This window comes from Arthrobacter sp. A2-55, assembly GCF_025548615.1.
In the GTDB taxonomy this organism is placed as follows: domain Bacteria; phylum Actinomycetota; class Actinomycetes; order Actinomycetales; family Micrococcaceae; genus Specibacter; species Specibacter silviterrae.
Map to the genome: position 1 here is coordinate 38,243 of NZ_JAJLOZ010000013.1, position 24,853 is coordinate 63,095.

A 24,853-nucleotide genomic window follows, 5' to 3' on the forward strand; every position below is an offset into this window, starting at 1 on the left:
TCCTCGTTAGTGTATACGTAGGGTATGCAAGCAAATCGTGAGTCCCTGTCGGGACGCGACAGGGCCTACGAGTTTCTGCGCGACCACATTCTGACCGACCCCAATATGCAGGGCACCTTCCTCAACGAGCAGGAGCTCGCGGCACAGATTGGCGTGTCGCGGACCCCCGTCAGGGAGGCACTGCTGCTGCTGGTGGCGGACGGATTGGTGGAGCTCATCCCCAAGCGCGGGGCGCTGATCCCCACCATTTCCGGCCGCCAGATTTCCGAACTCTTTGAACTGCGCAACGTCCTGGAAAAGTACGCCGCCGGCGCCGCCATCGGCGCCGGGCGCGTGCCGCTGGCCGAAATGGCGGAGACCCTTTCGCAGCAGGCCGCGCTGGTGGACAGCCTCGAGCCGGATGCCGCCACGGAGTTCATCCGCCTGGACCAGCATTTTCACCAGCTGCTCATCGACGCCGTCGGCAACGAGCTGATGTCGCAGACGTACTCCAAGTTGCGTGCCCGCCAGGTCCTGATCGGCGTGCAGGCCCTGTTCCGCAGCCAGGACCGGCAGAACAGGGTGTGCGAGGAGCACGGCCTGATTGTCGGCGCGCTCAGGGACGGCAATGTCCCTGCCGCAACCGCCGCCATCGACGCGCACCTCGCCGTCACCCTGGACCTGTTCCTGCGCGGCTAACTGCGCTGGTGCGCCGGTTCGCCGGCGCTGGAGCCGGACTGGCCGGCGTCGTCGTTGGATTTGGCTTGGGCTGCCAGGCCCGCCGCGAGGTAGTGCTCATCCTCGCTCACGTCTGAATTCCGGCCCATGGCCAGCCCGACGACGGTCAGGGCGGCCGCCACCGCGGCGTAGATTGCCACGGGAACCCAGCTGTGGAAGCTGCTCAGCAGGAGGGTGAACATGAGGGGCGCAATGGCGCCGCCCACAATTCCGGCCAGCGTGTAGGCCAGCGAACTGCCGGTGTAGCGCAGCCGCGGGCTGAACTGTTCAATGACATATGCTGCCTGCGGGCCGTACATGAACGAATGGAATGTCAGGCCAAGGACAATCCCCAGGATCAGCAGGGGAACGTTGTGGCCGTGCACCACGCCAAAGAAGACAAATGCCCACACCCCTGAACCGGCAGCCGCAATGCCGTACAGCAGGCGGCGGTTGATGTGGTCGGACATGGCGCCCGCCAGCGGGATGGTGATCACCTGGCAGCCCGAGGCCACCAGGACGGCCATCAGGACGTCATTGCGGGTGTAGCCGAGCTGGGTGGTGCCGTAGACCAGGGTGAAGACGGTAAAGAGTGCATAGGTCACATCCGGCCCGATGCGGCACAGGATGGCCGCCGTCAGGGGACGGAGCTGGGTGGTGAAGACTTCCTTTACCGGTGCCGTGGGCCGGTCGCCGCTTTCGGCGATGGCCTTGAACACAGGGGTGTCCTCCAGGCGCAGCCGGATCCACAGGCCAAAGGCCACCAGCAGTGCGGAGATCAGGAAGGCAACGCGCCAGCCCCAGGCCAGGAAGGCCTGCTCGCTCAGGGATGCCGTCAACACGGCCAGGGCGCCGTTGGCCATCAGATTGCCCAGGGGCGGGCCGATCTGGGCTGCCGAGGAAAAGAAGCCGCGTCGCCTGGGATCGCCAAATTCACTCGAGAGCAGCACAGCGCCGCCCCACTCGCCGCCGACGCCCACGCCCTGCGCGAACCGCAGGAGCACCAGGATGATGGGTGCCGCATAGCCAATGTTTGCGTAGGTGGGCAACAGCCCAATCGCGAAGGTGGCTGCGCCAATCATGACCAGGGTGACCACCAGGACGTGCTTGCGCCCCACCTTGTCACCCAGCCGCCCAAAGACGATGCCGCCGATGGGCCGGGAAACGTACCCCACGGCATATGTTGAAAATGCCAGGATGGCGCCGGTGAGGGCATCATTGCCCGGGAAGAACAGGGCCGGGAAGACGATGGCCGAGGCCGCCGAATAGACGGCAAAGTCGTACCATTCCAGGGATGTGCCGCTGAGGCTGGCAATGAATGCCTTGACAAGATCCCGTCGCTGTGGCTGCGGGCTTTGTGACTGCCCGCGGGCAGCGTGTGCTGTATTCGCCATGGAGGTTCCTTTCAAAAATATGATACCGGTCACGTGTTGTACTTCTTGTATACAATACGCATACTAGAAAGGGAAAGGCGAGAGCAATCTCAAAATTTCCCAAAAAACATCCCACAGCGAAGGAACCCTCCTATGAGCGCCCTGACTTTTGAACTCCCCGACGCCACCACCACCGTGGTGTCCGTCAAGAACCTCCTCAATGCCGGATACGCCGGACGCGCCCAGGCCGAGGTCCAGGCGCACATCGCCGAACTGGCCGAACTAGGCATCCCCGGACCGTCCACCACCCCGGCCCTCTACCCGGTGTCGGCCTACCTGGCCATGCAGGCTGATTCCGTGGAAGTGCAGCACGCGCGCACCTCCGGCGAAGCGGAGTGGGCCCTGGTCATCAGCGAGGAGGGGCCGCTGCTGACAGTTGCCTGCGACCACACCGACCGCGCCTTGGAAGTCCACGGCGTCGCGTGGAGCAAGAACGCCTCCCCGGACCTCCTGGGCCGGCAGGCCTGGCGGCTCGACGACGTCCGGGACCACCTGGACCAGATCACCATCAAGGGGTGGGTGACCGGCGACGACGGCCTGGAGACCCTGATCCAGGACAGCTCCCTAGGCGCTCTCCTCCCCCCCGACTACTGGCTCGACGTACTCGAAGACCGCCAGCTCAACGGCGTTGGCACCGTCCTGCTCTCCGGGACCGTTGCCATGACGGCAGGCGTGGACCAGTTTGCCCCCGTCTGGCGGGTGGAGATGGGTGACCCCGTCACGGGACGGACCATTGGGCTGGACTACACGATTTCCACCATGCCCGAGCCCATCGGCTGACACGCCCCCCTTTCGCCGAGTTAGCGGGCCCGCGCCGAGACACGCCCTCCTATTGCGCGGTCTCGGCGCGGATCCGCTGACTCGACGGGTTCGACGGCGGCGGGGCTGGTTGACTCCGGGAACACAGGGGACAAAAGTTAAGCCATGACCATTGAGCAGCGCACCACAGTCCGGCAACGTGCCACCCGACGCCTCCCGGCCGCTGCCCTGCTGGGCGCCGCGGCCGTCCTGATCCTTGCTGCCTGCGGGCCAGCCGCCGGACCCGCGGCCGGCACGTCCGCGGCCACCACCGCGGCACCAACCACCGCCTCAGCCGAGCCTGCCCCCACAACGGAAGCGGCGACGTCGTCCGCTCCTTCAATGACCCCGAGCACCGCCGCAACCCCGCCCCTCTGCGCGGCGGCCTCCCTGGCCGGCTCGCTGGACGACACGGGTGGCGGGGCGGCTGGGCACATCTACATGAAGCTGATCGTGAAGAACACCTCGGCCGCCACGTGCATCCTGGACGGCTACCCTGGAGTCTCCCTGGTCAAGGCGGGGGTGGACACGCCCATCGGCGCCGAAGCCGTGCGCGATGCGGCCGCGCCCTCGAAGGGCCCCATTTCCCTGGCCCCCGGCAAAAGTGCGGCCGCCGTGCTTCGGTACACACAGGCGGGGAACTACCCGAACTGCACACACGTGGCGGCGGATTCCGTGATGGTGTACCCGCCCAGCGCCACGGACCGGCTGGTGATTGCGCACCCGCTGACCGCGTGCAGCAATAGCAATATTGAGCTGCTGACCATTGGCGCATTCCAGCCGTGAGCATCCCTCTCGGGGCAAATATTGGGGCGAATCTTGGGGCGAACCGCGTGCCGGAACAGCTCGAGGCCATGTGCCGGCAAGCTTTCGGACCTGTCACCATTGAGGCGGTCGCGCAGCTGCCGGGCGGGAACTACAACTCCACGTTCCGGGTGGAGCTGGCGGGCCGGGCACCCGTGGTGCTGCGCATTGCCCCGGAACCGGCCGGCCAATTCCGCATCGAGCGCACCCTGATGCGCAATGAAGTGGCGGCGGTGCCGTTCCTGGCGCCCATCACGGAACTCATGCCGAAGGTGCTGGCCACGGATTTCTCACACCAGTTGGTGGCTGGCGACTACCTGTTCCAGGAATTCCTCCCCGGCGTCCCGGCGGCCACGGCACTGGCATCGTACCCGGACACCGGCCCGTTTTGGGAGGAGCTTGGCGGCCTCCTGGCCCGCATCCACGCCGTTCACGGCACCCATTATGGCCGGGTCCAGGGCCCCCACTTTGACTCCTGGAGCGGGGCGTTGGCGGATTATTTCCATGACCTGTTCCTTGACCTGAACACCGCCGGCCTGCCCGCCAGCGACATCCGAACGGTGGGTTCCCTGCTGGCCAGGCACGCCGATGCAGTGGACTCCGTGCCCGGGCCGAGGCTGCTGCATGGGGATTTGTGGATTGGCAATCTGCTCCTGGACGCGGACGCGGAGGCACCGCGCATCACGGCCGTGCTGGACTCGGACCGGTCGTCCTGGGGCGACCCGCTGGCGGACTGGACGTTCCACCTGCTCCGCCGGCGCGGCACCAGGGAGAAGGACGCCTTTTGGCGCGGCTATGGCGGGAAGCCGGCCAAATCGGAAGGCGCAGCTGTCCGGCAATTCTTTTACCGGGCCCGCAGCCTGGGCGAGGCCCGGCTGGAGTACCACCGCCTGGGCCAGGAGTCCAAGGCCGAGGCCACGTATCCCCGGCTGGAACGAGAATTGGATACGTTTATCGCTGCGGTTTGATGCGTGGGTTTGATGCGTGGGTTTGATGCTCCGGCCACGCCTGGGCCCGACGCCGAAAGGCAGCCCTACTTCGGCCGGCTGCTCTGCCAAAAGTTGGGTGGCTCGTCCCCGTCAAATTCCTCGAAGAAACCGATGAACGCCGGATCGCTCTCCTGGGACTCCCGGCGTCGGCCGTTTTTCAGCACATACAGCCTGTTGGCGCCGAAGGCCAGGACTGCCGCGGCGGTCAAGTGCATGGCGCCGCCCCAGACTTCCACCGGCACCACCATGGCCAAAAAGCCCGCCACGGCCACTGCGGCCCCCACGGTCACCAGCAACCGCAGCCGTTCAAAGTAGCCATAAACGGCCACACTGGCGCCCAGCACCAGCCACGGCCCGCAACCGTTGTCAAAGGGGATGAGCGCCCCGAGGAGGACTCCCGCGGCCGTGCCGCCGGCCAGGTACAGGTAGTGCCTGCGGGGTGCCACCCACCAGGTGGGGCGCCGCCACAGCCAGCCGGCACTGACGGCGGCAGCAGCCAGGCTGCCGATCACAAATGCAAAGGACGACGCCCCGTTGCCGTGCTGGCCCACCATGCTGACGGCGCCGGTGAACAAAAAGAGCAGCGACAGGCAGACAAGCGGCACCCAATTGTTCCCGATATGCCGTTGTTGCACCGCAGCCGCCTTCTCCCGTCATTTCCACAGTCCCGGACCGCCGTCCTGGCACCACAAAGTTGGCGGGGACCGGCAACGGCAGTCATTGCCACTCCTAGGGCTAGATTACAGCTCCGCCCGGACACTTTTTGCCCGCATCCGCCCCGCCTGTGCGAATCGTTATCCTCTCGCATCTTTGTCACTCCGGTGAGGCATGATGGAGCCGTGCAAACTAATTCCGCCTCCGGTGGCATGGAACTGTTCGGGGCACCCGCCCGCGAATGGTTTTTGGGCGCCTTCGGCTCCCCCACGCCTGCCCAGGCGGGCGCGTGGCACGCCATTTCCGGTGGCGCACATTCCCTGGTGGTGGCCCCCACCGGCTCCGGCAAGACGCTGGCCGCTTTCCTTTGGGCACTTGACGGCCTGGCCGCCGGCACCGGTGCCAGCACCGCCAGCACCGCCAGCACGACGCCGGAGCTTGCCTTGGGTGCCCCGCCCGCCCCGGGTGCCCCGGGCCCGGGTGCCACGGCCCGCGCAGGGTCCACCAGCGTCCTGTACATTTCCCCCTTGAAGGCCCTGGGTGTGGATGTGGAGCGCAACCTGCGGGCGCCCCTGATCGGCATCACCCAAACCGCCAGGCGGCTGGGCCTGGACCCGCCGCAGGTCACCGTGGGCGTCCGCTCCGGCGACACCCCCGCCAATGAGCGCCGGCGCCTCCTCAGCCACCCGCCGGACATCCTGATCACCACGCCCGAATCGCTCTTCCTCATGCTCACGTCCAAGGCCCGCGAAACGCTCGCGGGGGTGCGCACCGTGATCATTGACGAGGTCCACGCCGTGGCCGGCACCAAGCGCGGCGCGCACCTGGCCGTGTCGCTGGAGCGCCTGGACGCGCTGCTGTCCCAGCCCGCGCAGCGCATCGGCCTCTCCGCCACGGTGGAGCCGCGCGAAACAGTGGCACGCTTTTTGGGCGGTTCCGCACCCGTCACCATCGTGGCCCCGCCCAGCACCAAGAACTGGAACCTCAGCGTCACCGTGCCGGTCGCGGACATGACCGACCTCCCCGCACTGGCCTCAGCCCACGACCTCGGCCCTGCCTCCGGACTGGCCCCCAACGCCTCGATCTGGCCGCACGTGGAGGAAAGGATCGTGGACGCCGTCCTGGCCAACCAGTCCACCATCGTCTTCGCCAACTCCCGGCGGTTGGCCGAACGGCTCACCGGCCGGCTCAATGAAATTTACGTGGAACGGCTCGAGCTGGCTGCCTCCGGGGACGTCCCTGCAGCGCAAGGCCCGGACGACGCCGCTCCCTCCGACACGGAGCCCTGGCGGACCGCGCCGTCCCCCACCGGCCCCGCCCGCCTCCCGGCCGAAATGATGGCGCAGGCAGGGGCCACGGCCGGCGCCCCGAACGTGCTCGCCAAGGCGCACCACGGCTCCGTGTCCAAGGAGCAGCGGGCCCTCATCGAGGATGACCTGAAGTCCGGGCGGCTGCGGTGCGTGGTGGCGACGTCGAGCCTGGAACTGGGCATTGACATGGGCGCCGTGGACCTGGTCATCCAGGTGGAGTCGCCGCCGTCGGTGGCCAGCGGGCTGCAGCGCGTGGGGCGGGCCGGACACCAGGTGGGCGAGGTGTCCGAGGGCATGCTGTTCCCCAAGCACCGTGCGGACTTGCTGCACTCGGCCGTCACGGTGGAGCGCATGCTGGCGGGGCACATCGAGCCGCTTTTTGTGCCGAAGAACCCACTGGACATCCTGGCGCAGCAAACCGTGGCCGCCGCAGCGCTCGGGTCCATTGACGTGGACGAATGGTTTGACACCGTCCGGCGCAGCGCCCCTTTCGCCGCCCTCCCCCGGTCCGCCTACGACGCCACCTTGGACCTGCTGGCCGGGCGCTACCCGTCCGACGAATTCGCCGAACTGCGGCCCCGCATCATCTGGGACCGGGTGGGCGGGACCATCACGGGGCGCCCCGGCGCCCAGCGACTGGCCGTCACCTCCGGCGGCACCATCCCCGACCGTGGCTTGTTCGGCGTGTTCATTGCTGGCTCCGACGAATCCGACGCCGGCAAGGCCAACAAGGGCGGGCGCCGCGTGGGCGAGCTCGACGAGGAGATGGTCTACGAATCCCGCGTGGGGGACGTTTTTGCCCTCGGCGCCACCAGCTGGAAGATCGAGGACATCACCTTCGACCGGGTGCTGGTGACGCCGGCGTTTGGCCAGCCGGGCAAGCTGCCATTCTGGAAGGGCGATTCGCTGGGCAGGCCGGTGGAACTGGGCCGGGCGCTCGGCGCCTTCATCCGCGAACTCAGCGCCGCTCCCCGCAAGCAGGCCCTGGCGCGCTGCGAAGCCACCGGCCTGGACCAGTGGGCGTCAAACAACCTGCTCGGCTACCTGGACGAGCAAAAGGCCGCCACCACGCAGGTCCCCGACGACAAAACACTCATGGTGGAACGCTTCCACGACGAACTCGGCGACTGGCGCGTGGTCCTGCACAGCCCCTTCGGCATGCCCGTCCACGCACCCTGGGCCCTGGCCGTGGCGGCCCGGCTCCACGAGCGCTACGGCCTGGACGGTTCCGCCATGGCGTCCGACGACGGCATCGTGCTGCGGGTTCCCCTGATGGACGACGAGCCCCCCGGCGCGGACTTGTTCCTCTTTGAACCCGACGAGCTGGACGGCATCGTCACCTCCGAGGTGGGCGGCTCCGCACTGTTCGCCAGCCGCTTCCGCGAATGCGCAGCCCGCGCCCTGCTGCTGCCGCGCCAAAACCCGGGCAAGCGATCGCCCCTGTGGCAGCAGCGCCAGCGTTCCGCCCAGCTGCTGGACGTGGCCCGGAAATACCCGCAGTTTCCCATTGTGCTGGAGACCGTCCGGGAATGCCTGCAGGATGTGTACGACCTCCCCGCGCTGAAAGACATCGCCGCCAGCATTGAGCGACGCGAGCTGCGGATCGTGGAAACCACCACCCAACAGCCCTCACCCTTTGCCCGGTCGCTCCTTTTCGGCTACGTGGCGAGCTTCCTCTACGAGGGCGATTCCCCGCTGGCCGAACGCCGCGCGGCGGCGCTTTCCCTGGACCCGGCCCTGCTCGACGAGCTGCTGGGCCGGGCCGAGCTGCGCGAACTCCTGGACCCGGACGTCATTGCCGCCACGGAGGCCGAGCTCCAGCGGCTGGCCGGGAACGGCAGGGACACGGACAGGCGGGCCCGCGGGCTTGAAGGAGTTGCCGACCTGCTGCGCCTGCTGGGCCCGTTGACGGTTGCCGAGGTGGCGGACCGCCTGGTCCCTTCCGCCCCTCCCGGACAAGGGACGGGCGACGCCGGCCTGCCGCCCGCCGCTGCGAGCCGGACTGCCGCTGCGGCCGGGTCAGGGGCCACCGTTACAGTTGCCGTTGAAGAGGCCACCGCTGCTGCGGATGCCGCCCACCTCGCCGTGGCGGCCGGACACCTGGAGGACCTTGTTGCCGCCAACCGCGCCCTGCGTGTGAATATGGCTGGCAGGGAATGTTTCGCGGCCATTGAGGATGCGGCAAGGCTGCGGGACGCCCTCGGCATTCCGCTGCCCATGGGCGTGCCGCTGGCGTTCATTGAACCCGTGGCCGATCCGCTGGGCGACCTGATCGGCCGGCATGCGCGCACCCACGGCCCCTTCACCGCGGCGGAAGTGGCGGCGAGGCTGGGCCTGGGCATCGCCGTCGTGCATTCCGGGCTGGCACGGCTTGCCGCAGACAAGCGCGTGACGGAGGGCGAATTCATCCCCAGCGGCTCCCATCACTCGCAAGTCCCCGGCTCCTCCCATAGCTCGCAAGCTCACTTCGGGACCCTCGGAGCCGTGGGCCCCCGCGAGGGGACCCTCGCCGCAGTGGGCCCTGGCTTCGAGGATGGCGCCAGTGAATGGTGCGACGTGGAGGTGCTGCGCCGGCTGCGGCGCCGGTCCCTTGCTGCGCTGCGGGCCGAGGTGGAACCCGTGGACGCTGCCACGTTCGGCCGGTTCCTGCCGGCGTGGCAGCATGTTTCCGCCGTGTCCGGGTCGCCGGCGCTGCGCGGGCTGGACGGGCTGCTGACCGTGGTCGACCAGCTGGCGGGCGTGCCCATTCCGGCGTCGGCCTGGGAGCCGCTGGTGCTGGCGCAACGGGTGGCCGACTACCGCCCGGCCATGCTAGATGAACTGACCGCCACGGGCGAGGTGCTGCTGTCGGGGACGGGCGCCCTGGGCGGCAGCGACGGCTGGCTGAGCCTGCACGTGGCCGAGTCCGCCGCCCTGACGTTGAACCCGCCGGCCGATTTCGCGCCCACGGAGTTCCAGCAGCGCGTCCTGGCGGCCCTGTCCGGCGGCGGCGCGTACTTCTTCCACCAGCTGCGCGAAATGGCGGCCATCGGGCCGGATGACGTCCCCGCCGACGACGAGCTCACTGCCGCCCTGTGGGAGCTTTTTTGGGCAGGGCGGGTCAGCAACGACACCTTCGCCCCGGTGCGTTCCCTGCTTTCCGGGGGGCATGCGGCGCACAGGCAAAAGCCGGCGCCGTCGCGCCTGCGCCCGGCACGCTCGGGCCGCTACGGGCGGCTGCCCGGCCGAGCCGGAATCGCCCAGAGGGGTGCCCCGCCGCTGGGTGCCGGGCGTTGGAGTGCGCTGCCCGACGGCGGCCTGGCTGCCGTTGGCATGCCTGACGCAATCGGCTCTACGACAGCCAGCGCGCAGGCCACGCTGCGCAGCCACGCCCTCGCCGAGCTGTTCCTGGACAGGTATGGCGTGGTCACCCGCGGATCCGTCATGAACCACGGGATCCCCGGCGGCTTCGGGCTCATGTACAAGGTGCTGGCTCGGCTCGAGGAAACCGGAAAGTGCCGCCGCGGGTACTTCATTGAACACCTCGGCGCCGCCCAGTTCGCGGTGCCCGCCACTGTGGACCGGCTACGCACCTTCAGCGAGGACGCCGCCCTCAACCCGCGTCCACCGCAGGCGCTGGCCCTGGCGTCCACCGACCCTGCCAACCCCTACGGCGCGGCCCTGCCCTGGCCGCCGCTGGATTCCGGCCACCGTCCGGGGCGCAAGGCGGGTGCCCTGGTGGTGATGGTCGACGGCGCCCTGGTCCTGTATGTGGAGCGCGGCGGCCGGACGCTGTTGTGCTTCAGCGACGACGACGGCGCCGTGGCCCTGGCCGCGGATGCCCTGGTCCAGGTGGTCAGGCGCGGTGCGGTGGACAAGCTCGCGATGGAGAAGGTCAACGGCGCCGGCATCCTGGACACCCCGCTGGCCGCGGCGCTGCTGGCTGCCGGGGCGTACAGTTCCCCGAGCGGGGTGCGCATCCGTGCCTAACCCCCTGAAACCCTCCCTCACATTTCGGGCGTTTTCGTCAATCGCGCTCTCAGCAATCGACGTGAAATGCGGAACGCTGTCGCACTCAATGCGACAGCGTCCGCGAAAGAGCGACGATTGCTGCGGGAGCGTTGGGGAAAAACCCGCAAATGCTGCGGGAGCGTTGGGGTGTGTGGGTGGACATGAGTGACGTGTTGTGGTTTGCGGACCGTGACTCGAACCGTCGGCCGGCCCTCCATGCCTGAGGGGGACACTGTCTGGCGGCAGGCCCGGGATCTCAATGCCGCCCTGGCCGGGCAGCCGCTGACGGGCTGCGACTTCCGCGTGCCGCAGCTGGCAACCGTTGACTTCACCGGGCGCACCGTGGAGTCCGTCCAACCCCGCGGCAAGCACCTGATGATGATGCTGCCCGCCCGCGGCCCGGCCGAGGGCGCGGCGGTGATCCACTCGCACCTGGCCATGGAGGGCCACTGGGACATATACCCCGTCAGGAATGCGACGCAGCGTCCTCAGGGCCCGCGGAGCGGGCGCGGCGGTGAATGGCGGCGGCCTGCCCACACCGCGAGGGTTGTCCTCGCCACGGAACGGCTGGTCGCCGTCGGCTTTTCCCTGGGCACGCTGGAAGTGCTCTCGCCCGCGCAGGCGGCGGCCGCCGTCGAACATCTTGGGCCGGACCTGCTGGGGCCGGAATGGGATGCGGATGAGGCGCTGCGCAGGCTCCAGGCGGATCCGCAGCGGCCCGTCGGCTTGGCACTCCTGGACCAGCGGAACCTGGCCGGGATCGGCAACATCTACCGCAACGAGCTGTGTTTCCTGGCCGGAGTCCACCCGTCCAGGCCGGTTGGCGGGGTGCCGAGGCTGCCACGATTGGTGGAGCTGGCAAAGCGGCTGCTGGAGGCCAACAAGGACCGGCCGCAGCGTTCAACCACGGGCGGGCCGGCACGGGGAGACGCCTCAGTGTGGGTCTACGGGCTGGCCGGGAAGCCGTGCAAACGCTGCGGTTCACTGATTCGGCATGCAAAAATGGCCGATCCGGCCGCGCCGACACATGCCCCGCGGGACATTTACTGGTGCCCGAACTGCCAGGCCCTGCCGGAATGACGTCCGGGGTGGCTGTTGCCATCCGCATGCGAAAGATCGGCCGCTGACGGAAAATCACTGAGCTGTCGGTGCTGCACGATCCATTTTCTGCAGCCGCAATCTGTCCGCCGTGGCCGGATCATGCAGGAAGGCCGACAGTGCCAGCGCAAGTGCGGGCAGCGCGATCAGCACCGTGAGGGTGAAATGCAGGGTGGTTGCATCGGCCAGCACCCCGAGCACCGGGTTGAACAGGCCGCCTACGGTGACGGCCAGGCCCACGGTGACGCCGCTGGCCGTGCCGATCCGGTTTGGCAGGTAGTTCTGCCCCAGGATGACAAAAACGCTGAATGGGACGAAAATGCTCACTCCGGTCAGCACCACGAAGACCATGGCGATGTGCCACTCCCGCACCAGCACCAGGCCCGCCATGGCAGGCAGGCAACAGGCAAAGCCGTACCTAATGGAGACCATCGCCCCGAAACGGTCCGCCAGCCAGCCGCCCAGCAGGGTGCCGCACGCACCGGACACCAGGAACACGGTCAGCGCGGCCCCGCCGATGACCTCCGAGGCGCCCAGCCCGTGGATGAAGTACAGGGCCAGAAAGGAACTCAGCCCAAAGAACACGATGGAGCGAACCACCACAATGGACGTCAGTTTCAAAAACTCCGGCCAGTTGTCCCGTCCCTTGGGCATGGCCGCGGGACGGCGGTCGCCGTCGCGCCCGTCAAGCACCGGCCCCAGGCGCCTGGCCAGGATGAGCGCCATGACGAGGGCCGGGAGCACCAGCAGGGCGGTCCCCCTGAGCCCGAACCAGAGGAGCACCGGCGTGGCCAAAAGGGAGCCGAGCGCGAAACCAATGTTCCCGCCGAGGGCGAATATGCTCATGCCCTTGTTGCTGTCGCCTGCGGCCCGCCTGGCGGCACTGGCTGCCGAGGGGTGGAACGCTGCAATGCCCAGGCCCGAGATGGCGATCATCACCCACGTGACGGCGTAACTCGGGAACAGGCCGGCGGCACCCACGCCCAGCGCCGCCGTCGTCATCCCCAGCGGAATGAGCCAGCGGCGCGGCTTGCGGTCTGTCCACACGCCAAAGGCGGGCTGCACCACGGAGGAGAGCATGGTTGCCGCAAGGGTCAGCCCGGCCACGGCCGCGTAGCTGTAGTGGCGTTCGGAGACGAGGAACGGCAGCATGGCCGGCACGATGCCCTGGTAGAGGTCGTCGACCATGTGCGCCGAGGACATCATGCCAATTCCGCGCCGATTCACCAGCGAACCCCACCTTTCCGCCTTCGCACCACGCTTGTTTGCCCCGGATCCTGCACCGCCGGGCACTTCTGACACTACGCCCTGATTCCATCGGTACCCTTGAAGGGTGATGAAATCCCCGCTTCCCGTGCGCAACGGGGTCAATGCGACGCGCATGCGCATGCCGGATGGCGGTCCCTGGGCCACGGCCATGGAATATGTGCTGGACAAGTTCAACCACGTTGACCCGGCCGGAATCGTGGACAGGTTTGAACGCGGTGAGGTCATGGCCCTGGGCGGGGAGGTGGTCACGCCCACCACTGCGCTGAACGAACATGTTTTTATTTGGTACTACCGCGAACTCCCGGTGGAAAAGCGCCTGCCCGTGGAGCTGTCCATCCTGCACCAGGATGAAAACCTGGTGGTGGTGGACAAGCCGCACTTTTTGCCCACCACGCCCGGCGGCATGTACGTCCAGGAATCGGCACTGGTGCGCCTGCGCGTGCTGCTGGACCTGCCGGACCTGGTGCCGATCCACCGCCTGGACCGCATGACGGCGGGAGTGCTCCTGTTCTCCGCAAATCCGGAGACCCGCGGCAACTACCAGCTGCTCTTTGAAAAGCGGCACATTGAAAAGACGTACCGTGCAGTGGCCCCTGTCCTGCCCGGGCTGGAATTTCCGCTGGTGGTGCGCAGTCGCATGGTCAAGTCACGCACATACCTGCTGGCGCAGGAAGTTCCCGGGGAGCCCAATGCGGAAACCCGGATCGAGCTCATGGACACCCGTATGGACCCTTCAACCGGGCGCCAGCTGGGTCTGTACGAGCTGCAGCCGCACACGGGCAAGACGCACCAGCTCCGTGTCCACCTGGCGTCGCAGGGCATCGGCATCCTCAACGACCCCTTCTACCCGGTGCTCCACGAGCAGGCGCCGGATGACTACACGAAGCCGCTGCAGCTGCTGGCGCACAGCATTTCCTTCACGGATCCGCTGACGGGCGAACCCGTGAAGTATTCCTCCGGGCTGCGCCTATCCGCCTTCCCGGACCACAACTGACCGGATCCAGCGGGCCCGGGCCGCATAAAGTGGTGGAGCGTCGGGCGAAACACCGCAAAAGGTGATGGAGCGTCGGGGGGGAAAGCGGCGCCCTACTTGCGGCCCTTGATGGCGCCGTAAACGGCCGCCACGACTAGTCCGCCGCCGATGGACAGCAGCCACGTCTTGATGTTGAAGAAGGAGCCGAGGTCGGTGTGGAAAATCAGCGAGCCCAGCAAACCGCCCACAATGGCGCCAACCACGCCAAGGATGATGCTGGTGACCCAGCCGCCCTGCACCTTGCCTGGCATGATGGCCTTGACAATGGCTCCCACGATCAGGCCGAGAATGATAAATCCAAAGAATCCCATGGTGTTCTCCCTGTCTTGCGTAGTTGTCCATGCGCGTTCGGTGCAGACATGTTGGGTGCACCAAAGCTAATCGGTACTGGGAAGTAACATCCCCACGTTCAATCTACTGTGATCGACACCACATGACAAACTTGACAGGCTCGACGGCGGTTCGCCCGCCCCGGCGTCGGCTACAGCGCCAGCCACTTGCCGGCCGAGCGGCGGTAGCTCCGGAGCGCGGCCGTGGTGGCCACCGTCTCCACGCCGTGGCGCATGGAAGCCGCCGCGTCGCGCGCGAGGCGGTTCTCGGCGTCGTACTCGCTGGCCTCCACCATGAAGCGGACGGTGATGCGCGGGACGCCGGCCACGACGTCGAGCTGGTTGGCTTCAACCACGTGGGCCGCACCGACGGCCGCAACCGCCATGGCCATGACCTCCTCGGGGGCGTGGCCCGGGCGCAGGCCGGTGATCTGGATGGTGGCGCGAAAGGAAGGCATTGTCCCAGCCTATTGGGTGGCGGGGCCGGGGCAGCAGCCATAAACTCGGATGTGGCAGCGGAATGTACGGAACTCAAGGAGCCGGCATGAACCAGAGAAATGACTATCCCGCGGGCGTTCCCTGCTGGGTTGAGACCTTTCAGACCGACGTGGATGCCGCGCTGTCCTTCTACACTGCCGTCTTTGGGTGGCAGCCGGCCGGCCCGGGGGACCTCTCCGGCGACGGTGCCGGCGGCCGCTATTACGTGGCCCGCCTGCGGGGGCTCGATGTTGCCGGGATTTCCTCCCAGCCCGTCCCCGGCGCACCCACATCATGGCTGACGTCCGTGGCCGTGGCCGACGTCGATGAGGCAGTGAAGGCCGTGACCCGGGCCGGGGGCACCGTGGTCGCTACCCCCTTCGACACCCCTCCGGTGGGCCGGGCCGCCGTGGTGGCCGATCCGGGCGGTGCGGTCCACGGCTTGTGGGAAGGTTCCGCCCGGGCCGGCGCCCAGCTGGTCAACGAGCCCGGCGCGTGGTCCATGAGCCAGCTGGCCACCCCCGACACGAGCCGGGCCGCCGCGTTTTACGCGGACGCCTATGGCTGGACCACTGAAACCCTTGGCGCGGGCGACGGCGCCGCCACGCTTTTCCGCCTGCCCGGCTACGTTGGGGGCGTGCCGCAGGAGCCGGTGTCCCGCGAAGTAGTGGCGGTCATGGTTGCAGGTCCGGGCCCTGCGCAGTGGACGCCCAATTTTTGGGTGCCGGACGCCGACGCGGCTGAAAGCACAGCGGCGGGCCTTGGCGGCCGGACCCTGGTGCCGGGGGTGCCCGGCCCGGCCGGAAAGACGGTGGTCCTGGCGGATCCACAGGGCGCCGTGTTTTCGGTGACGGGCGTCGACCACAGGGCGTGAACTGGGCGGCGTGAACTGCACGGCGTGAACAAATGCCGCCGCTCCCGCATTCTGCCGCCGGTAGAGCGGTGGCAAAATGCGGGAACGGCGGCAAAACTTCGCTGGGGGGCTATCCGGTGTTGCGAAGGCCCGCGGCCACCCCGTTGATGGTGATGAGCATGGCCCGCTGCAGGCGCTCATCCACCTCCGTCGCGCCGGCGTCGGCCTCGCGGACGCGGCGCAGCAGCTCCACCTGCAGGTAGGAGATCGGGTCCAGGTATTGGTCGCGGACGGACAGGGAGCGCTTGAGGAGCGGCTGGCGGTCCAGGAGTTCGTCCTCGCCGGTCAGCAGCTGGATTTGCTCAACCGTGAGCTCGTACTCGGCTCGGATCGTGGCAAAAAGATGCTGCAATTCTGCCGGAACCAGCGTGCGCACGTAGTGGGCGGCGATCTCCATGTCCGTTTTGGCCAGCGTCATCTCCACATTGGAAATGGTGGAGGAGAAGAAGTGCCAGTTCGCCAGCATGTCCGTCAGTGCGCCGGCATGCCCGGCGTCGCGGGCCGCCTTGAGGCCGGAACCCACGCCAAACCACCCCGGGACGATTTGGCGGGACTGCGTCCAGCCGAACACCCACGGGATGGCCCGCAGCCCGCCCAGGCCGGAGCCGGAATCGGGCCGCTTGGACGGGCGGGAGCCAATGTTCAGGCTGCCCAGCTGCTCCACCGGGGTGGAGGCGAGGAAGTACGCCGGAAGGTCGCCGTCGTCAATCAGGGCCCGGTAGCCAGCGAAGGCGGCGTCGGAAACTATTTCCATGACCGCCCCGAAGCGGACCAGCTCGTCCTCGGTGTGGCGCGGCGCCTGGTGCAGCGCGGAGGCCTGCATGACGGCGGCCAGCGACAGCTCCAGGTTTTCCCGGGCCAGCTCGGGCAGCGAGTACTTGTCGGAGATGACCTCGCCCTGTTCGGTGAACTTGATGGCCCCCTCCAGCACGCCGTTGGGCTGGGCCAGGATGGCGTCGTACGTGGGCCCGCCGCCGCGCCCCACGGAGCCGCCGCGGCCGTGGAACATGCGCACGTTGACGCCATGCTTGACGGCGACGTCGCGCAGCTTGCGCTGGGTCTTATGGATCTCCCACTGGCTGGTCATGACGCCGGATTCCTTGTTGGAGTCCGAGTAGCCGAGCATGATCTCCTGCATGTTGCCGCGCAGGCGCACCAGCTCCCGGTAGGAGGGGTCTGAAAGCAGCTGGTCCACAATTTCGGCGGAGGAACGCAGCTCGTCAACGGTTTCCAGCAGGGGCGCAAAGCCGATCTTCGCGTAGCGGTTCTCGCCCGTCAGCTGGACCAGGCCTGCCTCGCGGGCCAGCACGGCGGGCGCCAGGACGTCGTCCGCGCCGCGGGTCATGGACACAATGTAACTTTCGACGACGTCGGGCCCATAGGTGCGCAGCGCCCGGCGGACCACGCGGAAGACGTCGTACGTGCCGTTGGCGGCGCCGTCGAGCCTGATGGGGTGGCCGGAAAGCGGACGGTGGCTGGCCAGCTCCCGGCTCAAGACCTGCAGGCGTTCGGCCCGGTCCAGCTCGCCGTAGGGGCGGGGCAGCTCGCCCACGCGGTCCATGAGCTGCCCGACGGCGTCGTGGTGGTGGTCGGCGTGCTCGCGGATGTCCAGGGTGGCCAGGTGCAGGCCGAAGGAGGCGACGGCGCGGCGCACGGTGGCCAGCGCCCCGTCCGCCACGAGCGACGCGGAGTTGTTGCGCAGGGACGTGTCTAGCAGGGCCAGGTCGGCCAGCAGTTCGGCCGTGTCCGCATAGTCGCGTCCGGGCTCGTGGAAGGCGTCCGCGGCGGCGCGGCGGCGGGTGTTGAGCAGCTTGGCCTTGATGCAGGTGAGCTTGAGGCGGTAGGGTTCCTCGGCGTTGAGCTCCAGCACGCGCGGGTCAAGGCCCGGCAGCCTGGCCAGGTCCGCCGCGATGGACGCAGTCAATTCCGGATCCGCACCGTACAGGGCGCTGGAGTTGGAGAGGATGGAGAGTAGCTCGTCGATCATGGCGATGCTGATCTTCACGGCGTTGGCGTTTTGCAGGACCAGCACCTCGCGGGTGACGTCGGGGGTGACGTTCGGGTTGCCGTCCCGGTCCCCGCCGATCCAGGAGCCGAAGCGCAGGGGTGCCGCGCCGGGCGGCAGGGTGACGCCGTGTGCGGCCAGAAGCTGGTTCAGTTCTGTCAGGACCTCCGGCATGGCATCGCTGAGGATGTTCTGCAGGTAGTAAATGGCGTTGCGGGCCTCGTCGAGGGGCGTGGGGCGGACCTTGCGCAGCTCGTCCGTTTGCCACATTTGGTCAATGATCTCAGCGAGCTTGCGGTCCTGGCGTGCCCGGGCGCTGCTTCCTTCGGCCGACGGCGTCGCGAGGATGTCGGAGAGCTTGCGGACCTTGTCCAGCACGGAGCGGCGGGACGCCTCCGTGGGGTGGGCTGTAAAGATGGGGCGCACGTCCAGCTCGTTGACCACTGCCTGCAGGGCACCGGGGCCGGCCTTTTCGGCGATTTCGGTGACGGCCTTCGCCAGCCAGCCGTCCGTTTCGTCCCGTGCGCGCAGGCTCCTCACCCGGTGGACCTGCTCGGCAGCGTTGGCCAGGTGGAAGTAAAACGCAAAGGCCCGCACCAGCTCCGTGGCCTGCTCCAGCGGCAGGGAGGCGAGGACCTCGCGGACCTGCTCGGCGACGTCGTTGGCGCTCCACGGGCCGGTGCCGGTCTCCCCGCGGGCCGCTTCCTTGGACTCCTTGGTGAGGAGGCGGACCTCCTCCACCATGGCGAGCAGGTCCGGGCCGTGCTGGCGGACCAGGGACTCGCCCAGCAGGGTGCTGACACGGCGGACATCGGCCCGCAGCTCCGTGTCCTCCGTGGGATCGCCGGCATTTCCGGGTGCGTTGGCTGAGAGTTCCGGACTCATGGGTCGGTGTCCTTACGGTGTGTGGTGCTGGGGGACACGTATGCTGCGTTGGATACGGTGGGGCTTCTTTGGTGCCGATTGGATTCTATTGTGCGGGGGCCCACACGGCGAATCCGTCCCGGCAGCTGTTCACTTTCCGGCACCGCCCCCGGATTGCGGCCCCGCAGCATACCCGGCGTGGACCTTTTCCCAGCACGGATAAAAGTCGTCCCACCAGTGCTGCCAGTCAACGCTTTTGCCGTCCAGGGCCTCCTGCAAATGGTCAAGGTGGACATGCCAGCCGGCCAGGGACATGGGCACCACTTCATCCGGGACGGCCAGCGTGTTGGTGAACACCAGCCGGGTGCCGCCGTCGTCGTTCGGGGCCAGCTCAACTCGGATGGTGCCGTGCATGGCATTGCTCAGTTCCAGCAGCTGCGGGGCTTCGGCGGCGAGCACGCGGCCGTTCCACCAGCCGCTTTCAATGCCGTGGCCCTCATCCTTGACGTTGAGCCATTTGAGGTCAAAGGAGGAACCGGTCCGGGCCTGGCCGCGCACCCGGCACCACCACATTTGAGTTTTTGCCGGGTCCGTGAACATGGCCCAGACGTCCGCGGGCGCCGCCGAGTAGTCCCGGACGAGAGTCAGCTTCACGCCGTCCGGGCCCGCCGGGTCCACAGTGCCGAGGCCAAAGCGGGCCATGTCCTTGTTCAGATGGTTGTTCGTTCCCATCGTCCCATTCTTCCATCCCCCGGGCGCCGGGCGGGATAGGGTGCTGGCGCCGGCGGCGGGCGGAATAGGCGGATCGACGTCCCGCGTTGTGCCTACAGTGGATTCAGACACAGCAGCCGCAGCAAGGAGCACCATGAGCACGCAACCCGCCGAACAGATTCCCCTGACGGAAAGTTGGGACCGCTTCCGCGCCGGGCGCAACTCAGCCCTTGCCTCGCAGCACGGCTGGTTGACCCTGACCTCCTTCCAGTGGCTGCCCGCCTCCCCCTCCGCGCTCGACGGCGTCCCTGGGCTCTGGAGCACTGACGGCACCGCCGCGTTCCTCACCGCCGCTGCCCCGGACCACCTGACGCTGGTGGAGGGGGAAACGCCGGTTGACGGCACCATTGAGGCCACCCTGGCCGATGAGGAATCGCTCATGTGGGTGCAGTTTGGCACGGTGGTGGTTGAGCTGGGCATGCGGGCCGGGCGCTACATGGTCCGGACCCGCGATGCGCAGTCCCCCACGCTGACCGGCTTCACGGGAGTTCCGGTGTTTGGCTACAACCCGTCACTGGTGCTCACGGGCGCCTTTGAGCGTTACGCCGAGCCGCGCACGGTGGCGATCACCACGGCCCACCCGGACGTCCCGGGTGCCGCCGTCCTGGTGGGCGACGTGGTCTTTGAGCTGGGCGGCGCAACATACCGGCTCGGGGCCGAGGACGGCGGGCCGGACTCTCTGGTGGTCACGTTCCACGACGAAACGAATAATGCCAGCAGCTGGCGCTGGCGCAAGCTGGAGGTGGCCAAGCCGGGCGCGGACGGAGCCGTGGTGCTGGATTTCAACCGCACCGTCAACTACCCCGCCGCCTTCAGCGACTTCGGCACGTGCCCTGCCCCTGTCGAGGGGAACCGAATCAAGGTAGCCGTTGAGGCCGGCGAGCGCGACCCGCGGAAGTAGCCTCCCCCAAGACGCTCCCTCAGCTTTCGTGCCCTCCCGGCCGGCCCTCCCTCACCTTTCGCGCCCTCCTGGCCGATCCTCCCTCAGCTTTCGTGCCCTCCCGGCCGACGATCCCTCACCTTTCGTGCCCTCCCGGCCGATCCTCCCGAGCGAATTGAGGGAGGGTCCGTCGTGGGGCCGCGTTTGATGAGGGAGGGTTGGCCATATGCGCCCATTTGATGAGGGAGCGTCGGTGGTGGGGGCGGCTACACGATCGCTGACACTCCCGTGATGGCGCGGCCCGCAATCAGCGTGTTGATTTCATGCGAGCCCTCATAGGTGTAGATGGCCTCCGCATCGGCAAAAATCTTCGCCATGCGGTAATCCGTGACGATGCCGTTGCCTCCCAGGATGGAGCGGCCCATGGCCACGGTTTCACGCATGGCGGCCGTGGTGTGCGCCTTGGCCAGGGCCACCTGCGCCATGGTGGCGTCAGAGAGGAAGCCCCCGGCGGCCCCGGCATCCCCGCCATCCTGCAGCGCGGCGATGCGCACCATCATGGCCAGCGACGCCGTGGCGTTGCCCAGCATTTTCACCAGCTGCCCCTGGATGAGCTGGAAGGACGCCAGCGGCTTCCCGAACTGCTGCCGTTCGACGGCGTACGCCCGGGCCACGTCGAACGCCGCCAGTTGCTGGCCCACGGCCTGCCAGGCCACGGAGATCCGCGATCCGCGCAGCATCTTGTTGGTGTCGCTGAAGGAGCCGACGCCGGAGAAGCGGTCCCGCTCCTCCACGCGCACGTTGTCCAGGGTGATGTGAGCGTTCTGCACTGTCCGCAAGGCGATCTTGTGTTCGATCTTGGTCCGTTCGACCCCTGGCAGGGACCCGTCCAGGATGAAGCCGCGCACCTCTCCCGTGTCCGCATCCTTGGCCCACAGCAGCATGTGGTTGCAGAACGTCCCGTTGCCGATCCAGCGCTTGGTGCCGTTGAGCACCCAGTGGGTGCCGGCGTCGTCCTCCACCTTGCGGGCGGTGGTTTCCATGCCCCCGGAGACGTCGCTGCCGTGGTCCGGTTCGGTGAGGGCGAAGGCGCCGGTGGTGCGCAGGGCGATGGCGTCGGGGAGCAGCCGTGCCTTTTGTTCCTCCGAGCCGAAGTCGATGAGGGCCTGGACAAAGAGGTCGTGGTGGACCAGGAAGAAGGTGGCCAGCGAGGTGTCTGCGCGCGTCATTTCCGCGATCACCAGGCCCGTGAACAGGTGGGAAAACTGCAGCCTGTCCGGGGCGGCAAGGTTCAGGGCGGCGATTTTGGGTAGGATGTGGGCCGGGAATTCGGCGTCGTTCCACCACTGTGTGGAGTACGGGGCCACTTCCTCCGCCAGGAACGTGCGCAGCTGCGCCAGCTTGGCGGCTTCCTGGTCCGTCAGGAGGGACTCGTAGCCGAAAAAGTCGGCCGGCGGCAGTGCCTGCATTCCAGTCACTTGGGCCCCATCCGGATGGCGCCGTCAAGCCGGATCGTCTCCCCGTTGAGCATGGCGTTCGCTGTGATGTGCTCAACGAGGGCAGCGTATTCGGCCGGCTTGCCCAGGCGCGACGGGTGCGGCACCTGCTGTCCCAGCGAATCCTGCGCGGCCTGCGGAAGTCCGGCCAGCATGGGGGTTTCAAAAATGCCGGGCGCAATGCTGACCACGCGGATCAGGGAGCGCGCCAGTTCCCGGGCCAGCGGCAGCGTCATGGCGGCCACGGCCCCCTTCGACGCCGCATAGGCGGGCTGGCCGATCTGTCCGTCAAAGGCCGCCACGGAGGCTGTGTTCACAATGACGCCGCGCTCCGGCCCGAATTCCCCTGCCAGGGGTTCCGCCGCCGCCATGGCCTCGGCGCACAGCCTGACCACGTTGAAGGTGCCCAGCAGGTTGATGTGGATGACGCGGGCAAACTGGTCCAGCGGCAGCACGCCGTCGCGCCCCAGCACCTTGCCCGGCGTGGCAATTCCGGCACAGTTGACGGCGATGCGCAGGGTCCCCAGCGCAGCCGCTGCCCCAATGGCGGCCCGTACCTGGTCCTCAAGCGTGACGTCGGCGGGCGCAAAAACAGCCCGCTCCCCCAGTTCCGCCGCCAGCTCGGCACCCTTTGACTGCGGCAGGTCCACCAGCACGACGGCGGCCCCCGCCGCATGCAGCCGCCTCGCCGTCGCTGCCCCCAGGCCCGATGCGGCGCCCGTAATGAGCGCGACGGTGCCGTTCTGTGAAATTTCCATGGTTCCTCCTCGTTGAGGTTGGCCGGCCCGCACTGGGGCCGCGAAAACTGCAAAGGCTTGCGTTAATGAATACTAACTGAAATCCCTTGTCCGGGACATGCCTCCCTGCAGCAAACAGTACGCTTGGGTCCATGACGGATCACGGAATGGCACCCTCCGGCGGGCAGTGGGCGGAACGCGCGGCCCGCACCGCCCTCAACGTCCATGCCCGCTTTGGCCACCGCCTCATGGGCGTCCCCGGCACGTGGATTGGCGCCGTGTCCGTTCCCGCCACGCAGGACCCAACGCCCTGGTCCGAATGGCACTACTGGTGGCAGGCCCACTACCTCGACGCCGTGGTGGACGCCGGGTTGCGCGAACTGGGGTCCGGCAGCAGGGCCTCCGCCGCCCTCTCTCTGGCACGGGGGCGTGCACTGCTGAGGGGCATCATGGTCCGCAACTTCGGCCGCTTCCCCAACTACTTCTACGACGACATGGCGTGGCTGGCGCTCGCCGCCGACCGGCTCAACGGCCTCTCCCTGGCATTGTCCGGCCGGCCCTGCCTTTTGGCGGGCGTGGCATCCTCCACGTTGACGGCGCAGCTTGGCCGGGCCCGCGACGGCGTCCTGGGCGGCGGCATTTACTGGTCACGGAAGCGCGACTACAAGAACACGCCGGCCAATGGCCCAGCTGCCCTGCACTTCGCCCGGACCGGCAACCTGGACCTGGCCCGCGCCATCTCGGACTGGCTGCGCACCGAGCTGTTTGATGCCGGCTCCGGCCTGTACCTCGACGGCGTCCACCCCACGCCCCGGGGCCCGGAAGTCGAGCGCACCATCTACACGTACAACCAGGGCCCCATCCTGGCCACCCTGCTGGAACTCGACCACCCGCAGTACGTGAGCCAGGCCGCGGAGTTGGTAGCCGCCGTCGAACGCGGCCTGGCCACGGCGGCTGGCGGGCTGCGGCTGGAGCCCGGCGGCGACGGCAGCCTGTTCACCGGCATCCTGTGCCGCTACCTGGCAGTGGCGGCCCGGGACCTGCGGCTGCCGGAAGGATCACGCACGACGGCGGCGCGGCTGGTGGCGCTGACGGCCGCCGGCCTCGCAGGGGAGCCAGACCCTGAGGGTGCGAGCGGGCCGGCCCTGCTGTCGGCCGCAGTCCAGCGCTGGACCATATTTGAGGCCGCCGCCACCCTGCCCACTGCGTAGCTACCGTGCCCGATGCGCGGCCGGCCCGGGGCCCGACGAATTATGCGCAAAACGTACCGGACAGTCCGGCGCACAAGCAGCGGTGCCTGATTCCGCATCGACTCAGGGGCGGCGCTTTTGCGGGTGCGGGGTCTCCCCGGCCGCCAGCATCTCCACGAACCGGGCAATCTTCGCCACCCGGGCCGCCGGTGTCTTGACGGTGGTGGTCCGGTAGATCAGCGCGTAGCGGTTCACCGCCGTGAGCACCTCAAACATGGCCTGCGCCCGCGGATTCGCGGCGATGGCGGCGGCCAAATCAGGTGGGAGCTGCGCATCCGCCTGATTGACATAGGCCGCCTCCCAGCGGCCGTCGGCCTTGGCTGCCTCGACGGCGGCCACCCCGGCAGCTTCCATGACGCCGGCCGCGGTGAGCCGCCCAATGTTCTCGACGTTGTTCTTGGACCACTTGCTGGTCCGGGTGCGGGGTGTGAAGCGGGTGAGGTAGCTGCCGGCGTCGCGCTTGCCGATGACCCCGTCGATCCAGCCGAAGCACAGGGCCTCATCCAGCGCGCCCGCGTAGTCCAGTGCGGTGACGGTGCCGCCCTTCTTGTGGAGCACCAGCCGCACGCCCGGGCTCGATGCATGGTGTTCCAGCAGCCAGGCCCGCCACGCCGCAGCGTCCGGGAGCAAGAGTTCGGGGAGCTCGATCATGGCTACACCCTAACGTTGGTAGCGTGGAGGCACCACCAACCACGGAGGCACCATGCTGCGCGTCCGCCCCGTCCTCTCCACCTCCGCCCTGGACGACCATGCCGCCCTGCTCAGCGCGCTCGGCCTCGGGTGCACGGAAAACCACACCGACTGGCGCGTTTTTGACTCCGGCCGCGGCAAGGTGGGCCTGCACCGCACCGCTCCCGGCAACGACGGCGGCCGGCAGGACACCAGCACCGCAGACGACGGCGGCCGGCGGGACGGCTCCGTGCAGCTGGGTTTTGAGATCCGGGACCGCGACATTTTTGTCCGGCGCACGCTGGCCGACGGAACCCGCGCGGAACTGCTCGAAACGCCGCACGGACCCTCAGCCCGCGTCACTGCGCCGGATGGCTTCACGTTCCTG

At 68.1% G+C, this 24,853-nt stretch carries 20 protein-coding genes and 1 pseudogene; 11 read left to right on the forward strand and 10 right to left on the reverse strand.

The window, feature by feature from the left end; translation table 11 throughout:
* Positions 1-24 precede the first annotated feature (24 nt).
* Complete coding sequence (locus LPN03_RS05735; RefSeq protein WP_165181459.1) at positions 25-678, forward strand: GntR family transcriptional regulator; 654 nt, start codon at positions 25-27, stop codon at positions 676-678.
* Here LPN03_RS05735 and LPN03_RS05740 read toward each other — a convergent pair.
* Entirely contained in the window at positions 675-2,090 is a 1,416-nt protein-coding gene (locus tag LPN03_RS05740; protein WP_262453465.1) for an MFS transporter, read from the reverse strand. The genes LPN03_RS05735 and LPN03_RS05740 overlap by 4 nt on opposite strands.
* Positions 2,091-2,222: 132 nt before the next feature.
* Between LPN03_RS05740 and LPN03_RS05745 the strand changes: the two genes are divergently transcribed.
* From LPN03_RS05745 to LPN03_RS05755, 3 genes are all read left to right on the forward strand, one after another.
* Positions 2,223-2,909 (forward strand): DUF2848 domain-containing protein, encoded by a 687-nt coding sequence (locus LPN03_RS05745; RefSeq protein WP_165181457.1) that lies wholly within the window; start codon positions 2,223-2,225, stop codon positions 2,907-2,909.
* Between the two features lie 144 nt (positions 2,910-3,053).
* Positions 3,054-3,713, forward strand: a complete 660-nt coding sequence (locus tag LPN03_RS05750; protein WP_262453466.1) for a DUF4232 domain-containing protein — start codon at positions 3,054-3,056, stop codon at positions 3,711-3,713.
* Positions 3,710-4,699, forward strand: a complete 990-nt coding sequence (locus tag LPN03_RS05755) for a phosphotransferase family protein (protein WP_262453467.1) — start codon at positions 3,710-3,712, stop codon at positions 4,697-4,699. The genes LPN03_RS05750 and LPN03_RS05755 overlap by 4 nt, the downstream gene beginning before the upstream one ends.
* Positions 4,700-4,764: 65 nt before the next feature.
* Here the strand turns inward: LPN03_RS05755 and LPN03_RS05760 are convergent, their stop codons facing one another.
* Positions 4,765-5,355, reverse strand: coding sequence for a hypothetical protein (locus tag LPN03_RS05760; RefSeq protein ID WP_165181454.1), 591 nt, complete (start codon positions 5,353-5,355; stop codon positions 4,765-4,767).
* A 231-nt stretch (positions 5,356-5,586) separates the two neighbouring features.
* Here LPN03_RS05760 and LPN03_RS05765 point away from each other — a divergent pair, with 231 nt between their 5' ends.
* Positions 5,587-10,653: a DEAD/DEAH box helicase gene (locus LPN03_RS05765; RefSeq protein ID WP_262453480.1), complete on the forward strand. Its 5,067-nt coding sequence runs from the start codon at positions 5,587-5,589 to the stop codon at positions 10,651-10,653.
* Between the two features lie 237 nt (positions 10,654-10,890).
* On the forward strand, positions 10,891-11,754 hold the full coding sequence (locus LPN03_RS05770) for an Fpg/Nei family DNA glycosylase (RefSeq protein WP_262453481.1): 864 nt from the start codon (positions 10,891-10,893) through the stop codon (positions 11,752-11,754).
* A 54-nt stretch (positions 11,755-11,808) separates the two neighbouring features.
* Here the strand turns inward: LPN03_RS05770 and LPN03_RS05775 are convergent, their stop codons facing one another.
* Positions 11,809-12,999 carry an MFS transporter gene (locus LPN03_RS05775; protein WP_262453468.1) on the reverse strand — a complete coding sequence of 397 codons (1,191 nt, stop codon included), beginning with the start codon at positions 12,997-12,999 and terminating at the stop codon, positions 11,809-11,811.
* A gap of 109 nt (positions 13,000-13,108) precedes the next feature.
* Between LPN03_RS05775 and LPN03_RS05780 the strand changes: the two genes are divergently transcribed.
* Complete coding sequence (locus LPN03_RS05780; protein ID WP_262453469.1) at positions 13,109-14,035, forward strand: pseudouridine synthase; 927 nt, start codon at positions 13,109-13,111, stop codon at positions 14,033-14,035.
* A gap of 92 nt (positions 14,036-14,127) precedes the next feature.
* Here the strand turns inward: LPN03_RS05780 and LPN03_RS05785 are convergent, their stop codons facing one another.
* Positions 14,128-14,385, reverse strand: coding sequence for a GlsB/YeaQ/YmgE family stress response membrane protein (locus LPN03_RS05785; RefSeq protein WP_165181452.1), 258 nt, complete (start codon positions 14,383-14,385; stop codon positions 14,128-14,130).
* Positions 14,386-14,555: 170 nt separating this feature from the next.
* Positions 14,556-14,861: a hypothetical protein gene (locus LPN03_RS05790; protein ID WP_262453471.1), complete on the reverse strand. Its 306-nt coding sequence runs from the start codon at positions 14,859-14,861 to the stop codon at positions 14,556-14,558.
* 86 nt (positions 14,862-14,947) lie between these two features.
* On the opposite strand from LPN03_RS05790, the gene LPN03_RS05795 reads away from it, so the two are divergent.
* A complete protein-coding gene (locus tag LPN03_RS05795; RefSeq protein ID WP_262453472.1) occupies positions 14,948-15,754 on the forward strand; it encodes a VOC family protein in 807 nt (268 codons plus the stop codon).
* 109 nt (positions 15,755-15,863) lie between these two features.
* Here LPN03_RS05795 and ppc read toward each other — a convergent pair whose 3' ends face one another.
* Complete coding sequence (gene ppc / locus LPN03_RS05800) at positions 15,864-18,683, reverse strand: phosphoenolpyruvate carboxylase (RefSeq protein ID WP_262453473.1); 2,820 nt, start codon at positions 18,681-18,683, stop codon at positions 15,864-15,866.
* Between the two features lie 129 nt (positions 18,684-18,812).
* Complete coding sequence (locus LPN03_RS05805; protein WP_262453474.1) at positions 18,813-19,394, reverse strand: SRPBCC family protein; 582 nt, start codon at positions 19,392-19,394, stop codon at positions 18,813-18,815.
* Between the two features lie 133 nt (positions 19,395-19,527).
* Between LPN03_RS05805 and LPN03_RS05810 the strand changes: the two genes are divergently transcribed.
* Positions 19,528-20,334, forward strand: a complete 807-nt coding sequence (locus LPN03_RS05810) for a DUF1684 domain-containing protein (protein WP_262453475.1) — start codon at positions 19,528-19,530, stop codon at positions 20,332-20,334.
* A gap of 245 nt (positions 20,335-20,579) precedes the next feature.
* Here LPN03_RS05810 and LPN03_RS05815 read toward each other — a convergent pair whose 3' ends face one another.
* Together LPN03_RS05815 and LPN03_RS05820 are read right to left on the reverse strand one after the other, a co-directional pair.
* Positions 20,580-21,782: an acyl-CoA dehydrogenase family protein gene (locus tag LPN03_RS05815; RefSeq protein ID WP_165181508.1), complete on the reverse strand. Its 1,203-nt coding sequence runs from the start codon at positions 21,780-21,782 to the stop codon at positions 20,580-20,582.
* Between the two features lie 5 nt (positions 21,783-21,787).
* Positions 21,788-22,561, reverse strand: a complete 774-nt coding sequence (locus LPN03_RS05820) for an SDR family NAD(P)-dependent oxidoreductase (RefSeq protein ID WP_370875271.1) — start codon at positions 22,559-22,561, stop codon at positions 21,788-21,790.
* A 137-nt stretch (positions 22,562-22,698) separates the two neighbouring features.
* Between LPN03_RS05820 and LPN03_RS05825 the strand changes: the two genes are divergently transcribed.
* Entirely contained in the window at positions 22,699-23,757 is a 1,059-nt protein-coding gene (locus tag LPN03_RS05825; protein ID WP_240901769.1) for a glycoside hydrolase family 76 protein, read from the forward strand.
* A 102-nt stretch (positions 23,758-23,859) separates the two neighbouring features.
* Here the strand turns inward: LPN03_RS05825 and LPN03_RS05830 are convergent, their stop codons facing one another.
* A complete protein-coding gene (locus LPN03_RS05830; RefSeq protein WP_165181445.1) occupies positions 23,860-24,447 on the reverse strand; it encodes a YdeI/OmpD-associated family protein in 588 nt (195 codons plus the stop codon).
* A gap of 52 nt (positions 24,448-24,499) precedes the next feature.
* Between LPN03_RS05830 and LPN03_RS05835 the strand changes: the two are divergent.
* A pseudogene (locus LPN03_RS05835) lies at positions 24,500-24,853 on the forward strand (VOC family protein); the annotation flags it as partial.